Raw genomic sequence first — 13,694 nt, forward strand, 5'->3', positions numbered from 1 at the left:
AGCGAGGCGGCCGGCTGGCTCGCGGGACCCGTCGCCCAGCAGCGCAAGACCCTGGAGGAGTGGCGCGAGTCGTACGACGTCCGCCCCGTCGCCCACCTGGGCCGCGACCCGCGCGGCACCGACGACCTCGCCGCGCTCGCCGTGCCGGGCGTCACGACGCGCCCCGCCACCGTCGACTGGCCGGTCACCGACCACCTCGCCGACGACGGCGTCCTCGTCTGGCACATCCCCCTCCCCGGCGCCCGCCGCGACGAACTCGACCTGATCCGGCGCGGCGACGAGATCGTCGTCACCGCCGGACCGTTCCGCCGCATCGTCCCGCTGCCCTCCGCGCTGCGCCGCTGCACCGTCGCCGGCGCCGCCCTGCGCGAGGACGAGCTGCGCATCCGCTTCCGGCCGGATCCGGCACTGTGGCCGCGCACCCACTGAAGCGACGGCGGCCGTTCGGGTACCGTCGAAGGTGCCACCCGTAGTCAGGAGTCCGTCATGAGCGAACAGCTCCCCCCGTCCGACGACGCCGGGGACGAGATCGTCGACAAGCCGGTGGACGACGTACGGGCGGCCGAGACCCACGCCGACGCCTGGGCGACCGCGGCCGCCGAGGACCTCGAGGCGGAGAGGGCCCGCCGCCGCGCACAGTACGGACCGCCCCCCGGCTCCGCCGCCGAGGAGCTGAAGAAGCTCGTCGACACGGTCGCCGACAAGCTCTCCGGACTGCGGTCCCCGCTGTTCGGCGCGGTCGCCGGGCCCGCCGCGGAGCAGGTGGTGCGGCAGGTCGTCCAGCAGGCCAAGGCCGCCGTCGAACCCGTCATCGAACGCAACCCCGACGTCTTCGACCACCTCGCCGCCGCGGGCAACGAACTCCTCGCCGCCTACCGCTCCGCCGTGCAGGACCAGGAGCGCCGCTGGACCGCCGGCGAGTCCGACCCCCGCGACCTCGACGAGCGCCGGGACCGGGGCGACGACCCCGGCACCGGCCCCGGCGAACGCATCGACCTGGACTGACGCGGGGCCCCGGCGGGGCGCCCATGATCCCCTCCGGACCGCTCACCGTGCGGACGCCGGGCCCCCCACGGCAGCGCCTCGGGTACCGTTGGCGATAGCGGGGCTCGACCGGAACTGAGGGATTCATGGGACTCACCATCGGCGTCGACATCGGCGGCACGAAGATCGCGGCCGGCGTGGTCGACGAGGAAGGCAACATCCTCTCGACCCACAAGGTGCCGACCCCCGGTACGCCCGAGGGCATCGTGGACGCCATCGCCTCCGCGGTGGAGGGAGCACGCGCGGGGCACGAGATCGTCGGCGTGGGCATCGGTGCGGCCGGGTACGTCAACCGCCAGCGTTCGACGGTGTACTTCGCGCCCAACATCGACTGGCGCAACGAGCCGCTCAAGGAGAAGGTCGAGGCCCGCACGGGTCTCCCGGTCGTCGTGGAGAACGACGCCAACGCCGCCGCCTGGGGCGAGTACAAGTTCGGCGCGGGCAAGGGCCACCGCAACGTCATCTGCATCACGCTCGGCACCGGCCTCGGCGGCGGCGTGATCATCGGCAACAAGCTGCGCCGCGGCCACTTCGGCGTGGCCGCCGAGTTCGGCCACATCCGCATGGTGCCGGACGGCCTGCTGTGCGGCTGCGGCTCGCAGGGCTGCTGGGAGCAGTACGCCTCCGGCCGCGCCCTCGTCCGCTACGCCAAGCAGCGCGCCAACGCCACCCCCGAGAACGCCGAGACCCTGCTCTCCCTCGGCGACGGCACTCCCGAGGGCATCGAGGGCAAGCACGTCTCCATGGCCGCCCGTCAGGGCGACCGGGTGGCCGTCGACTCCTACCGCGAGCTGGCCCGCTGGGTCGGCGCCGGCCTCGCCGACCTGGCCTCCCTCTTCGACCCCTCCGCGTTCATCGTCGGCGGCGGCCTCTCGGACGAGGGCGAACTGGTCCTCGGCCCGATCCGCAAGTCCTACAAGCGCTGGCTGGTCGGCGGCAACTGGCGTCCGGTCGCCGAGGTCCTCGGCGCCCAGCTCGGCAACAAGGCGGGTCTGGTGGGCGCGGCGGACCTGGCCCGGGAGCCCGACCCGGTCATGTGACCGCCTTCCCCCACACGCACGGCTGCGCCCGCCTGATCCCCTCCGGGGACGGCGGGCGCAGCCGTGATCACCGCCGGGGGAAACGGGTCGCCGGCTGTCCCACGGGGCCGGGACCGACCGCGTCGGCCCGGATCCCGCGTGACAGCAGGCCGCGGGAGGGGGCGCGGACCATCGAGCGCGGGCCGCCTCTCCGGCCGCGCAGACGCCGGTGCCCGGCGGACCCGTGTGCGCCCCTGTCTTCGCCCGCCGCCGGGGCGGGGTCCGCACATGACCCGAGGTGAGCAGCCCGAGGGGAGTCGCTACGTCGGCGACAGGAACACGACGATGTCCGTCTCTTCGCCGTGCACGGCCTCGGGTTCCTCCCACCCTCGGCCACGGTAGAAGGCGAGTGCGTCATGTGCCTGGTCCCAGGTCAGCAACCAGGACCGGCCGCAGGGCGCGACGGTGGTGATGTCGGACAACAGCCGTCCGCCCAGTCCGGCCCCGCGGGCGTGGGAACGGATCCCCAACTCGTCGACCTCGAAGGAACCGATCAGCAGTTCACCGACCCGCTCGGCACCCAGACGGCGCAGCACCTTGCCGTAGGCCCGGCCCGTGGGGAACGGAGCCCGGGTGATCCATCCCGTGGCGAACCCCGCCACGGCACCGGACCCGTCCATGGCGACGACGGCCCGGAATCCGGGGCGGTGTACGTCCTCCTTCAGGCGTTCCCGGAAGTCGTACCGCGCGGCGGCCGGGGAGCGGTGAGCCCAGGGCGGGGCTGTGAAGATCTCGGCGTAGGTGTCGCTGAGGGCATCCAGGACGCCGAGGACCGCGGGGCCGGAGCCTCGCACGATCCTCATCGCTGAGCCTCCGCTTCGTCGCCGCCGTCCATCCGGGCCATGGGAAGCAGCATCAGGGCGGCCAATCCGCCCAGCAGGCCGAAGGCGAGGTGGAAGTCGCCCGTGGTGTCACGCAGCGCACCCACCAGCACCGGTGCCAGTGCGGCGCAGGCGTAGCCGACGAAGAAGGCCATCGCGCTCATCCGGCCGGCCTCGGCGGAGTCGCGGCTGGACACCACCGGCAGGGTGAGGACGAGGGTGAACAGACCGCCGTGACCGATGCCCAGCGCGACGATCCACAGCCACGTCGCCGTGCCCGGGGCGAAGGCCAGGCCCAGGAACCCGACGGCCGTCAGCGTGGTGGTCCACGCCAAGCCCTGACGCATGTTCCGGCCCTCGCCCAGCAGCGCCGGCACGGCCAGCATGGACACGACCTGGATGGAGATCATCACGGTCAGCAGCAGACCGGCCCCCGCGGCGCTGTGGCCACCGTCGTCCTGCAACAGCGCTGCCACCCAGGCCAGTTCGCAGTAGTACAGCGCGGAGTTCCCCGCGGCCAGCGCGGTGACGCGCCATGCCCTGGCGCTGCGCCAGGGCAGACCGCGGGGCACCGGCCCCGATGGCGCGGCGACGCCGTCCGGTCCGAGGGCGCGTCCGGTCACGGACCACAGCATGCCGCCGGCCAGCGCCAGTACCGCCCATGAGGCCAGGGCACCCGGCCAGGAGCCGATCGCGTCGGCCAGCGGCGCGCTGACCCCGGCCGCGACCGCGCCGCCGAGTCCGAGACCGGCCGTGTAGATGCCGGTGACCAGCCCCACCCGGTCGGCGAAGCGGGCCTTGACCACGGCGGGCAGCAGGGTCTGCGCTATCGCGATCCCGGCTCCGGCCGCAGCGGAACAGCTCAGTTGCAGCCAGGAGGACGCCCCGGCGGCGCGCGCCGCGGTGGCCAGGGTGATGACGGCCAGCCCCAGCAACACGCCACGGTGCAGCCCGAACCGGCGGGCGACGACCGCGGCGGCGGGCGCGCAGACACCCATGGCCAGCGTGGGGACGGTGGTCAGCAACGACAGGCCGGTCGCCGATAAGTGCAGGTCCGAGCGGATGTGATCGGCCAGTGGTGACACCGCCGCGATCGCCGGCCGGAGGTTGGCCGCCGCGACGAACAGCGCTACGGCGGTCAGTCCGAGCGCGGAGCGCGCCGAGGGTGCCGAGACGGCCGGATGGCCCTGGGTATGCATCATGGCCCCTTCGAGATGATCTCGGATATTTACTATCCGAATTGGTACCACAACTCGGACAGGAAATGTCCGGGAACCGCTAGGGTGGTGCCATGAAGCTGTCCAACGGCGTGGAGTGGGCACTGCACAGTTGCGTCACCCTCAGCCAGAGCCGCGACCCGGTACAGGCCACCAGGCTCGCTGAGCTGCACGGCATTCCGCGGGCCTACCTGGCCAAACACCTGCAGGCACTGTCCCGCGCGGGAATCGTCCACGCGACGGCCGGTCAGGTCGGCGGCTACTCCCTCACCCGGCCTGCGGCCTCGGTCACCATGCTCGAAGTGGTCCAGGCCGTCGACGGCGTCGAGCCGGCGTACCGGTGCACGGAGATCCGGCAGCGCGGCCCCCTGGCCGTCCCCGCCGAGCAGTGCGGACGCCCGTGCGCCATCGCCCGTGCCATGGCGGCGGCGCAGGAAGCGTGGTACCGCGCCCTCGGCGCCGTGTCGATCGCGGATCTGGCCGCCGGCATCGACAGGGACAGCGACGGCACGGCGATGGCGGACGTCCGACGCTGGCTGGCGGGCTCCCACCGCTGACCGCCTCCCCCCACACGCACGGCAGCGCCCCCTTGAGCCCCTCCGGGGACGGCGGCGCAGCCGTGCTCACCGCCGGGGGAATCCCCGCCGGCGGAACCGGGTTGCCCACGGTGACGACGGGGCGGACAACGGTCCGCCGCGGGGAGGGGACGGGAACCGATGAGTCTTCGTCAGTACGAGTACGCCCTGGCCGTCGCCGAGGCGGGCTCGGTGACGGCGGCGGCGGAGCTGCTGCACGTCGCCCAGCCGTCGGTGTCCCAGCAGATCCGCGGCCTGGAGCGGGAACTCGGCGTGGAACTGTTCGCCCGCACCCCGACCGGACTCGTGCCCACCGTGGTCGGCCGCGCCTTCCTGCGGGAGGCGGAGGTCGCGGTGAGCGCGTCGCGACGGGCGAGGGCGACGGCGCGGGCCGGTGCCGACGAGCTGGTGGGCGAACTGGTGGTCGCGGTGCAGATGGGGTTCGGCACGCGGCAGCTGCCGGGCGCGCTGGGCGCGCTGCGCCGCCGCTTCCCGAGGCTGGAGGTCACCGTCTTCGAGGAGCCCAGCTCCGCGGAGCTGGACCGGCTGTGCCGCCGGGGCGTGCTGGACCTCGCCCTGATGGCGGCGTGCGAGCGGAGTCCCGCCGACGCCCACCACCTCGGCGACGAGGAGTTCGTCGTCGTGCTGGGCGACGGACACCGGCAGCTCGCCGCGGACCGGGTCGAGTTGCGTGATCTGGCGGGGGAGCCGTGGGTGAGGTTCGACCGCGACAGCGCGCTCGACGGCGTGCTGTCGTACGTGCTGCGGGACCACGACCCGTCCCCGGCCACGGCCGCCCGAGTGTCCCAGACGGCGACGGCCGCGCGCTGGGCCGCCCAGGGGCTGGGGGTGACACTGCTCCCGGCCTCCGCGGTGCCCCACGGTCACGAACACCTCGTCCGCCCGGTGTCCCCGCCCGTGTTCCAGCCCGTCATCGCCGTGGTCCGGCAGGGCGCGGGCCCGGCGGAGACGGCCCTGCTCGAACTGCTGCGCAGGGAGACCTGGTCCGGGGTCGTTCAGAGCTGGGTGTAGCCGCCGTCCACGGCGAGCTCGGCGCCGGCGGTGTAGGTGGCGTCGAAGGCGAGGAACGCGGCCGCCCCGGCGATCTCCTCGGGCGTGCCGAAGCGCCGCATCGGATTGTCCGAGACCCGCTGGGCCTTGAACTCCGCGGCGGCCTCCGCCGTCATCGTGAGCTCCAGGATCCCCGTGTCGACGGGGCCGGGGCTGACCGCGTTGACACGGATCCCGCGCGGCAGCAGCTCGCCGGAGAGGGTGCGGGCCATCGAACGCAGCGCCGCCTTGCCGGCTGCGTACACACTGGTCTCCGGCAGGCCGAGGACGTTCGCGGCGGAGGTGGTGAGGACGACGCCGGCGCCCCTGCCCAGCAGCGGGGCGAGCTTCTGCACCGTGAAGTAGGCGCCCTTGACGTTGATCGAGAACAGCTCGTCGTACTCCTTCTCGGTGGTCGATCCGAAGGGTGTGGCGCCCGCGATGCCGGCGTTGACGAACAGGGCGTCGAGCGTGCCGAGTTCGTCCTTCACCCGGTCGGCCAGGGCGTCCAGGTCGGACAGGGAGGCCACGTCGCCCCGGACGGCCACCGCGTTCTCGCCGAGCCGCTCCCGCGCGGCGTCGAGCGTGTCCTGTGAACGCCCGGTGATCACCACGCGTGCCCCGCCGTCCACCAGCAGCCGTGCCATCGCGAATCCCATGCCGCTGCCGCCACCCGTGATCACCGCGTTCCTGCCGCTGTACTTGCCCATGTCGGGGTTCTCTTTCTCGAATCGGTAATTCTTCGAAATGGAAATACGGAATCCCGTCGGCGTCAGCCCCTGGGGAATTCGCCGCCGTCCACGACGAGATTGCTCCCGGTCAGCCAGTCCGCCCGGTCGGACACGAGGAACAGCACCGCGTGGGCGATGTCGTCGGGCCGGCCGTCGCGCCCCAGCGGAGGGGTGCCGGTGGCGCCCGTGTCCCCGTTCAGTCGCGCCCACTGCTCCCGCGTCGCCTCGCCACCGGGGGTGGCGGTCCTGCCGGGAGTCACGGTGTTGACCCGGATCCCGGACGGGGCCAGTTCCAGGGACAGTCCCCGGCTGTAGTTCTCCAGCGCCGCCTTCGCCGCCGTGTAGTGCAGGAACGGCGGTACCGAGGTGGGGACCGCGGCCGAGGAGACGTGCACGATCACCCCCGAACGCCGCTCCCGCATCCCCGGTACCAGCAGCGAGTCCAGTCGCACCGACGCCAGGTAGTTCAGGTCGAGCGCGTCCTGCCACTCCTCCTCGGGGATGGCCAAGGCGCTTTCGTGGGGTCGCGCCCCGCCCGCGTTGTGGACCAGGACGTCCACCCCGCCGAGCACCTCCCGCGAGGCCGCGGCGAGCGCCTGGGCGCCGGCCCGGGTCCGCACGTCGGCCGTCACGAAGGCCGCCCCCTCCGGCACCGTGTCCGACGCCGACCTGGCGGTCGTGAGCACCTCGGCGCCCGCTTCCAGGAGCCGGCGCACGACGGCCGCCCCGATTCCACGGGAACCGCCCGTGACCAGGGCCCGCTTTCCCGCCAGTTCCCGAATTCCCGACCCGTTCTCGATCGTGGTCATTCCGCCGGTCCTCTCGATCGCTTAATTGCCGGTTCACGGTAGGTCCGGAAAACGACGAGAGGCAAAGACGAAATATGAGCAGGGGGTATAGGGGATGCCTATGGCCCTTCTGCCGCCGGCGCGACTTTCTCGCGCGGGTGCGGCGCAGGCCTGCGTCACCGCGCGCCGGTCGGCGTATCTTGATCCGCATGGCGACGACTCCGCTGCTGCCCGACTCCCGGACCGAGTCCGACGGTTCGGCCGTCATCCGGGTGCTCAGCTACAACATCCGTTCGATGCGCGACGACACCGACGCCCTCGCCCGGGTGATCACCGCCTGCGCTCCCGATCTCGTCCTGCTGCAGGAGGCGCCGCGGTTCTTCCGCTGGCGCAAGAAGCTGGCCCGGCTCGCCTCGGAGACGGGCCTCGTCATCCTCTCCGGGGGCGCCACGGCCGCCGGGCCCGCGATGCTGTGCTCGCTGCGGGCGACCGTCGAGCGCACCGAGGACGTGCTGCTGCCGCTCACCCCCGGGCAGCACCGGCGCGGGTTCGCCACCGCCGTCGTACGGTTCGGGGGCGCCCGGATCGGGGTGCTGAGCTGTCATCTCTCCCTGGAGAGGAACGAGCGGTACGAGCAGGGCGGCATGCTCCTCGACCGGCTCGCCGGGATGGGCGTCGAGCACGCGGTCGCGGGCGGGGACGTGAACGAACGGCCGGACGGGCGGGCCTTCCGGCGGCTGGCCGAGTCCCTGACCGACTGCTGGGCCGCCGCTCCCTGGGGCGGTGAGCACACCTGGGTCCGTGACGAACCGCGGCGGCGGATCGACGCCCTCTTCGTCACCAAGGGCGTCGAGGTGCTGGGCTGCGGGGTCCCGCTCGAACAGCCCGGGGTGAGCGAGGCGGACCTGGGGGCGGCCACGGACCACCTTCCGGTCCTGGCCGCCCTCCGGATCCCGGCCGCGTAACAGCGGGGTCAGACCACCGCGCCCCGCCCCGGGTCGTCGTCGTCCTCGTCGTCCGTGCGCATGCGCATCACCAGCGTGGCGAAGCCGCCCAGGAAACCACCGATGCACAGGGTGGTCAGCCACCAGGTCATCTCCCAGCCGAGCAGGATCGCCAGCAGGAGCAGGACCGGGCCGCCGAGCACTCCCAGCCAGGCGAACTTCGACGTGACGTCGGCGTCCGGCAGCGGGGGCGGCTCCGGCGGGACGAAGTGGCCCTCGTCGGTCTCGTCGAGGTCGTCGTCCGAGGGCTCGGCCACGCTGTAGTCGCGCGGGCCGCCGACGCCGGGGGCGAAGGAGACGGAGCCGCCCAGCGGCTTGGCCGGCTTGTCCTCGGCCTTCCGGGGGGCCTGCGCCTCCACCTCGTCCTCGTTCGTCTCGGGCTCCAGCAGTGCCAGGTCCTCGACGGACTTGAACGGCTTGGCGCCCGGCGGGTCCGGCGGCTCCTCGCCGTACCCGGCGACGATCGCCTCCCACGCGGCGGCCTCGTCGAAGGGAACCCCCTTCTCCTCCGGCTCGCGGCCTTCACGGTTCTCGCGGTCCTCGCGGTCCGAGTCGTGCTCAGCCACCTGCGGTCGTCCCTTCCTTGCCGAGACCGGGCTCCTTGACGGCGCCGGGTGCGAGCCGGCCGATGAACGCGGTGCTCTCCTGGAAGATCCGCTCCGCGTCGTAGTCCAACGTCGCCACGTGGTAGCTCTGTTCCAGCAGGATCTCGGTGACGTCCGTCGACGACACACGGCCGAGGATCCGCGCCGAGTCCGCGGGCGGCACCACATGGTCCTGGGGGCTGCGCAACAGGAGCAACGGCTGGGTGACCCGGGGCAGCTCGCCGTCGACGAGCCGGAAGAAGTTCCGCAGGGAGTGCGCCGCGTGCAGCGGCACCCGGTCGTAGCCGAGCTCCCTCTTCAGCGGCTTCGCGATGTCGCTGGCGATGCCCTTCGTCGCGGGGACGAGGTGGCGCAGCACCGGAAGGGCGTGCGCGGCCACCCCGTGCACCTTGTTCGCGGGGTTGACGACCGCCACCCCGCTCACCGCGTCACCGTGCCTCGCGGCCAGCCGCAGCGCCAGCGCGCCGCCCATCGACAGACCGGCGACGAACACCCGCTCGTGGCGGTCCCGCAGCGCTCGCAGCTCGCGGTCCACCTCCGCGTACCAGTCCTGCCAGCCGGTGACCCCGAGGTCCTGCCAGCGGGTGCCGTGCCCGGGCAGCAGCGGCAGCGAGACGGTCAGGCCGCGGGCGGCGAGGTGCTTCGCCCAGGGACGCAGTGACTGCGGTGAACCGGTGAAACCGTGGCAGAGGAGGACGGCGGTCTCCCCGCCCTCGTGGCGGAACGGCTCGGCTCCGGGCAGGAGCGGCACCTTCGGCCTCCTGTTCGTAGGAAGGTCACGATGATCGCGGCAAGCGCCGCACACGGGTTGCAGGACCTTCACCGTACGCGACCGCACTGACACCGACCAGGGCCGTCGGGGCCTTTGACGGTGCTCCGGGATATGGTCTGACGAACACGCACAGGAGGCACTCGGTTGTTGTACGGCACGATGAAGGTCGCCATCGGAGGGCCGCTGAAGCTCGCCTTCAGGCCCTGGGTGGAGGGCCGGGAGAACATCCCCGCCGAGGGCCCGGCCATCCTGGCCAGTAACCACCTGTCGTTCTCCGACTCCTTCTTCCTGCCGTCCGTACTGGACCGCAAGGTCACCTTCATCGCCAAGGCCGAGTACTTCACCACGCCGGGCGTGAAGGGCCGGCTGACGGCCGCCTTCTTCAAGGGCGTGGGCCAGCTCCCGGTGGACCGCTCCGGCGCGCGCGGCGCGGGCGAGGCGGCGATCAGGAGCGGCATCGAGGTCATCGAGCGCGGCGAGCTGTTCGGCATCTACCCGGAGGGCACCCGCTCGCCCGACGGCCGTCTCTACCGGGGCAAGCCGGGCGGCCTCGCGCGCGTGGCGCTGGCGACGGGGGCGCCCGTGATCCCGGTCGCCATGATCGACACGGAGAAGATCCAGCCGCCCGGGCAGGTGATACCGAAGCTGATGCGGCCCGGCATCCGCATCGGCAGGCCGCTGGACTTCAGCCGCTACCAGGGCATGGAGCACGACCGTTTCGTGCTCCGCGCGGTGACCGACGAGGTCATGTACGAAATCATGAAGCTGTCCGGCCAGGAGTACGTCGACATGTACGCCACCGCCATGAAGCGGCAGCTCTCGGAGGCGGCCAAGGCCGAGAAGGAAGCGGAACGGGCGGCGAAGGCCGCGCTCGCCCGCGCGGAGAAGGAACAGGCGGAGAAGCTGAGGGCCGCCATGGAGCAGGACGGCCGGCAGCAGGACGGGCGACGGTCCGACCCCTAGACGGGGCCTCGGGGGGAGTGGGGGACATGGCCAGGCGCGAGCGAGTCATGCGCATGTCGGTCGAGCAGCCGCTGTGGCGTGCCCTCACCGGCTACCGGGTCCTCGCCCTCGTGTACGCGGTCGGCCTGTTCGCCACCGCCCACGAGGAGTTCCCCCGCCTCTGGCTGGCCGTCGGCTACTTCGCCGTCCTCGCGGTGTGGACCCTGGCCACCCTGCCCAGGACCGCGAGTGCCGCCGCCTGCACCAAGCGCTTCCTCACCGCCGACCTGACCGTCGCGCTCGTCGGCATCCTGCTCACACCCGTCGCCGACGCGCCCGAACGCGTCGAGGCGGGCGGCCCGACCCTGCCGTCGATCTGGACCGCCGGATCGGTGCTCGCCTTCGCCGTCAAGGGCGGCTGGCGCTGGGCGGCCCTCGCCTCCACCCTCGTCGCCGTCGCCAACCTGATCGAGCGCGGCAACCCCGCCCGCGACACCGTGCACAACGTGATCCTCGTGTGGGTCGCCTCCATCGCCATCGGCTACGTCGTCGAGGTGGCCCGCGCCTCCGAGCGCACCCTGGCGCGCGCCCTGGAGATCGAGGCCGCGACCAGGGAGCGGGAGCGCCTCGCGCGGGACATCCACGACAGCGTGCTCCAGGTGCTGGCCATGGTGCAGCGCCGGGGTGCGGTGATCGGCGGCGAGGCCGCCGAACTGGGCCGGCTGGCCGGGGAGCAGGAGATCGCCCTGCGCACCCTGGTCTCCGGCGGGCTCGTCCCCGTCTCCCGGGCCTCGGAGGACGCCGCCGAGGGCGCCGTCGTACGGGCCGTGGACGAGGACGAGCCCGGGGACGACGGACCGGTCGACCTGCGCACCCTGCTCGCCCCCTACGCCGGCTCCCTGGTCGGCCTCGCCGAGCCCGGAGCGCCGGTGCGGCTCGCACCGGTCGCCGCGCGGGAGGTGGCCGCCGCCGTCGGGGCCGCCCTGGACAATGTCCGCAGGCACGCCGGTCAGGAGGCGCGCGCCTGGATCCTGGTCGAGGACGAACCGGACGAGGTGATCGTCACCGTCCGCGACGACGGACCCGGCATCCCCGAGGGGCGGCTCGCCCAGGCCGAGGGCGAGGGCCGGCTCGGCGTGGCCCTGTCCATCCGGGGCCGGCTGCGCGACCTCGGCGGCAGCGCGGAACTGATCTCGGTGCCGGGGCAGGGCACGGAGGTCGAACTGAAGGTGCCCAAGGACAAGCGGGAAGCGGACGACCCGCGGGGGAAGGCGGAACGGCGATGACGGACAGCACCGGGGAGCACCGGGACCACGCGGACCACGCGGACCCGATCAGGGTCATGGTGGTCGACGACCACCCCATGTGGCGCGACGCCGTCGCCCGCGACCTGTCCGAGTCCGGCTTCGAGGTCGTCGCCACCGCCGGCGACGGCGACCAGGCGGTGCGCCGCGCCAAGGCCGCCGCACCCGGCGTCCTCGTCCTCGACCTGAACCTGCCCGGCAAGCCCGGCGTCCAGGTCTGCAAGGAGGTCGTCGCCGCCGACCCCGCCGTCCGGGTGCTGGTGCTCTCGGCGAGCGGCGAGCACGCCGACGTCCTGGAGGCCGTCAAGTCCGGCGCCACCGGCTACCTGCTGAAGTCCGCCTCCACCGAGGACCTGCGGGACGCGGTGCGCCGTACGGCGGCCGGCGACCCGGTGTTCACCCCGGGCCTGGCCGGACTGGTCCTCGGCGAGTACCGCCGCCTCGCCTCCGAACCGGCCGGACTTGCTCCCGCCGGCGGCGAACCGGGCGCGCCCCGGCTGACCGACCGCGAGACCGAGGTGCTGCGCCTGGTCGCCAAGGGCCTCAGCTACAAGCAGATCGCCGAACGGCTCGTCATCTCCCACCGCACCGTGCAGAACCACGTGCAGAACACCCTCGGCAAGCTGCAACTGCACAACCGCGTCGAGCTCGTCCGCTACGCCATAGAGCGCGGCCTCGACGACGAGTAGGACGAGCAGGACGGGCGGACGGTCCCTCAGGTGTGCCCCGTACGGCCCGGGCGCGCCCTCCGGGGCGCCCGTATATTCGCCAGTACGGCAATACACGACCCGGCACGACCCCGGAGGGAACCGTGGAGATCCTGGCGTTCGGAGTGCAGGCCGACGAGAAGCCCCTGATCGAGCGGGCCTTCGCCGGGCATCACGAGGTGCGCGGCCTCGACGTCTTCCTCAACGCGGACACCGCCCCCATCGCCGCGGGCCACGAGATCGTCTCCACCAGCGTCAACTGCGACCTCGGCGCCGAGGTGCTCTCCGACCTCGCGGCCGGCGGCACCCGGATGGTCGCCCAGCGCTCCACCGGCTTCAACAACATCGACCTGGAGGTCGCCGAACGGCTCGGCCTGACGGTCGCCCGGGTGTCGTACTACTCGCCGTACTCGGTCGCCGAGTTCGCCTGGACGCTCGCCATGGCCGTCAACCGCCGGGTCGTCCGCGCCTCCATCCGCACCCGCGACTTCGACTTCCGGCTCGACGGACTGATGGGCCGCGACCTGCACGGCCGCACCGCCGGCATCCTCGGCACCGGGAAGATCGGCGAGGCGTTCGCCCGGATCGCCCACGGCTTCGGCATGCGGCTGCTCGGCTGGGACGTCACCGAGAACCCCGCCTGCCTGGACCTCGGCATGACCTACGTCCCCAAGGAGCAGCTCCTCGCCGAGTCCGACCTGATCAGCCTGCACGTCCCGCTGCTGCCCGCGACCCAGCGCCTCATCGACGCCGACGCCCTGAAGGTCATGCGGGACGACGCGATCCTGGTGAACTCCAGCCGGGGCGGCCTCATCGACACCGCGGCCCTCGTCGCCGAACTGCGCGAGGGCCGCTTCACGGGCGTCGGCCTGGACGTGTACGAGGCGGAGGCGGGACTGTTCTTCCTCGACAAGTCCCTGGAGGCCGTCGACGATGACCCCCTGGCCCGCCTCGTCACGTTCCCCAACGTCCTGGTCACGTCCCACCAGGCGTACTACACCGTGGACGCCGTCGGGCAGATCGTCCAGACCACGGTGGACAACGTCCTCGACTAC

The 13,694-nt window shown here is 72.9% G+C and carries 16 protein-coding genes; 10 read left to right on the forward strand and 6 right to left on the reverse strand.

What is annotated here, in order from left to right; all coding sequences use genetic code 11:
* The 3 genes from B7767_RS16500 to B7767_RS16510 form a co-directional block, all read left to right on the forward strand.
* Nucleotides 1-429 (forward strand): ion transporter (locus tag B7767_RS16500; RefSeq protein ID WP_085572871.1); only part of this gene is annotated, 429 nt, incomplete at its 5' end.
* 57 nt (nt 430-486) lie between these two features.
* The gene (locus tag B7767_RS16505) at nt 487-1,005 is read left to right on the forward strand and encodes a DUF5304 domain-containing protein (protein WP_085572854.1); all 519 of its coding nucleotides are present in this window, start codon (nt 487-489) and stop codon (nt 1,003-1,005) included.
* Between the two features lie 125 nt (nt 1,006-1,130).
* Complete coding sequence (locus B7767_RS16510; protein ID WP_085572855.1) at nt 1,131-2,084, forward strand: ROK family glucokinase; 954 nt, start codon at nt 1,131-1,133, stop codon at nt 2,082-2,084.
* Between the two features lie 299 nt (nt 2,085-2,383).
* Here B7767_RS16510 and B7767_RS16515 read toward each other — a convergent pair whose 3' ends face one another.
* Both B7767_RS16515 and B7767_RS16520 read right to left on the reverse strand, forming a co-directional pair.
* On the reverse strand, nt 2,384-2,926 hold the full coding sequence (locus B7767_RS16515) for a GNAT family N-acetyltransferase (RefSeq protein ID WP_218775793.1): 543 nt from the start codon (nt 2,924-2,926) through the stop codon (nt 2,384-2,386).
* Nucleotides 2,923-4,146 (reverse strand): CynX/NimT family MFS transporter, encoded by a 1,224-nt coding sequence (locus tag B7767_RS16520; RefSeq protein WP_218775794.1) that lies wholly within the window; start codon nt 4,144-4,146, stop codon nt 2,923-2,925. Before B7767_RS16520 ends, B7767_RS16515 begins: the two co-directional genes overlap by 4 nt.
* Nucleotides 4,147-4,235: 89 nt before the next feature.
* On the opposite strand from B7767_RS16520, the gene B7767_RS16525 reads away from it, so the two are divergent.
* Both B7767_RS16525 and B7767_RS16530 read left to right on the forward strand, forming a co-directional pair.
* Nucleotides 4,236-4,718: an Rrf2 family transcriptional regulator gene (locus tag B7767_RS16525; protein ID WP_085572856.1), complete on the forward strand. Its 483-nt coding sequence runs from the start codon at nt 4,236-4,238 to the stop codon at nt 4,716-4,718.
* A gap of 159 nt (nt 4,719-4,877) precedes the next feature.
* Complete coding sequence (locus tag B7767_RS16530) at nt 4,878-5,768, forward strand: LysR family transcriptional regulator (RefSeq protein WP_085572857.1); 891 nt, start codon at nt 4,878-4,880, stop codon at nt 5,766-5,768.
* Here B7767_RS16530 and B7767_RS16535 read toward each other — a convergent pair.
* Nucleotides 5,753-6,496 carry an SDR family oxidoreductase gene (locus B7767_RS16535; RefSeq protein ID WP_085572858.1) on the reverse strand — a complete coding sequence of 248 codons (744 nt, stop codon included), beginning with the start codon at nt 6,494-6,496 and terminating at the stop codon, nt 5,753-5,755. The genes B7767_RS16530 and B7767_RS16535 overlap by 16 nt on opposite strands.
* 62 nt (nt 6,497-6,558) lie before the next feature.
* On the reverse strand, nt 6,559-7,326 hold the full coding sequence (locus tag B7767_RS16540) for an SDR family oxidoreductase (protein ID WP_085572859.1): 768 nt from the start codon (nt 7,324-7,326) through the stop codon (nt 6,559-6,561).
* A gap of 188 nt (nt 7,327-7,514) precedes the next feature.
* Here B7767_RS16540 and B7767_RS16545 point away from each other — a divergent pair, with 188 nt between their 5' ends.
* Nucleotides 7,515-8,270 (forward strand): endonuclease/exonuclease/phosphatase family protein, encoded by a 756-nt coding sequence (locus tag B7767_RS16545; protein WP_085572860.1) that lies wholly within the window; start codon nt 7,515-7,517, stop codon nt 8,268-8,270.
* An 8-nt stretch (nt 8,271-8,278) separates the two neighbouring features.
* Here B7767_RS16545 and B7767_RS16550 read toward each other — a convergent pair whose 3' ends face one another.
* Both B7767_RS16550 and B7767_RS16555 read right to left on the reverse strand, forming a co-directional pair.
* Nucleotides 8,279-8,875 carry a hypothetical protein gene (locus tag B7767_RS16550; protein ID WP_085572861.1) on the reverse strand — a complete coding sequence of 199 codons (597 nt, stop codon included), beginning with the start codon at nt 8,873-8,875 and terminating at the stop codon, nt 8,279-8,281.
* Nucleotides 8,868-9,665 carry a carboxylesterase gene (locus B7767_RS16555; protein ID WP_085572862.1) on the reverse strand — a complete coding sequence of 266 codons (798 nt, stop codon included), beginning with the start codon at nt 9,663-9,665 and terminating at the stop codon, nt 8,868-8,870. The genes B7767_RS16550 and B7767_RS16555 overlap by 8 nt, the downstream gene beginning before the upstream one ends.
* 180 nt (nt 9,666-9,845) lie before the next feature.
* On the opposite strand from B7767_RS16555, the gene B7767_RS16560 reads away from it, so the two are divergent.
* From B7767_RS16560 to B7767_RS16575, 4 genes are all read left to right on the forward strand, one after another.
* Complete coding sequence (locus tag B7767_RS16560) at nt 9,846-10,649, forward strand: 1-acyl-sn-glycerol-3-phosphate acyltransferase (RefSeq protein WP_085572874.1); 804 nt, start codon at nt 9,846-9,848, stop codon at nt 10,647-10,649.
* 26 nt (nt 10,650-10,675) lie between these two features.
* Nucleotides 10,676-11,914 (forward strand): MacS family sensor histidine kinase, encoded by a 1,239-nt coding sequence (gene macS / locus B7767_RS16565; RefSeq protein ID WP_085572863.1) that lies wholly within the window; start codon nt 10,676-10,678, stop codon nt 11,912-11,914.
* Nucleotides 11,911-12,621 (forward strand): response regulator transcription factor, encoded by a 711-nt coding sequence (locus tag B7767_RS16570; RefSeq protein WP_085572864.1) that lies wholly within the window; start codon nt 11,911-11,913, stop codon nt 12,619-12,621. The genes macS and B7767_RS16570 overlap by 4 nt, the downstream gene beginning before the upstream one ends.
* Nucleotides 12,622-12,743: 122 nt before the next feature.
* A partial coding sequence (locus B7767_RS16575; RefSeq protein ID WP_085572875.1) for a 2-hydroxyacid dehydrogenase occupies nt 12,744-13,694 on the forward strand: 951 nt, incomplete at its 3' end.

Source organism: Streptomyces sp. 13-12-16 (assembly GCF_002114215.1).
In the GTDB taxonomy this organism is placed as follows: domain Bacteria; phylum Actinomycetota; class Actinomycetes; order Streptomycetales; family Streptomycetaceae; genus Streptomyces.

Excerpts from the sequence above, each read along its gene's own strand:
- B7767_RS16560 (WP_085572874.1), top strand. The coding sequence starts at position 9,846 with ATGAAGGTCGCCATCGGAGGGCCGCTGAAGCTCGCCTTCAGGCCCTGG.
- B7767_RS16525 (WP_085572856.1), top strand. The coding sequence starts at position 4,236 with ATGAAGCTGTCCAACGGCGTGGAGTGGGCACTGCACAGTTGCGTCACC.
- macS (WP_085572863.1), top strand. The coding sequence starts at position 10,676 with ATGGCCAGGCGCGAGCGAGTCATGCGCATGTCGGTCGAGCAGCCGCTG.
- B7767_RS16570 (WP_085572864.1), top strand. The coding sequence starts at position 11,911 with ATGACGGACAGCACCGGGGAGCACCGGGACCACGCGGACCACGCGGAC.
- B7767_RS16520 (WP_218775794.1), bottom strand. The coding sequence starts at position 4,146 with ATGATGCATACCCAGGGCCATCCGGCCGTCTCGGCACCCTCGGCGCGC.
- B7767_RS16505 (WP_085572854.1), top strand. The coding sequence starts at position 487 with ATGAGCGAACAGCTCCCCCCGTCCGACGACGCCGGGGACGAGATCGTC.
- B7767_RS16535 (WP_085572858.1), bottom strand. The coding sequence starts at position 6,496 with ATGGGCAAGTACAGCGGCAGGAACGCGGTGATCACGGGTGGCGGCAGC.
- B7767_RS16540 (WP_085572859.1), bottom strand. The coding sequence starts at position 7,326 with ATGACCACGATCGAGAACGGGTCGGGAATTCGGGAACTGGCGGGAAAG.
- B7767_RS16510 (WP_085572855.1), top strand. The coding sequence starts at position 1,131 with ATGGGACTCACCATCGGCGTCGACATCGGCGGCACGAAGATCGCGGCC.
- B7767_RS16515 (WP_218775793.1), bottom strand. The coding sequence starts at position 2,926 with ATGAGGATCGTGCGAGGCTCCGGCCCCGCGGTCCTCGGCGTCCTGGAT.
- B7767_RS16530 (WP_085572857.1), top strand. The coding sequence starts at position 4,878 with ATGAGTCTTCGTCAGTACGAGTACGCCCTGGCCGTCGCCGAGGCGGGC.
- B7767_RS16545 (WP_085572860.1), top strand. The coding sequence starts at position 7,515 with ATGGCGACGACTCCGCTGCTGCCCGACTCCCGGACCGAGTCCGACGGT.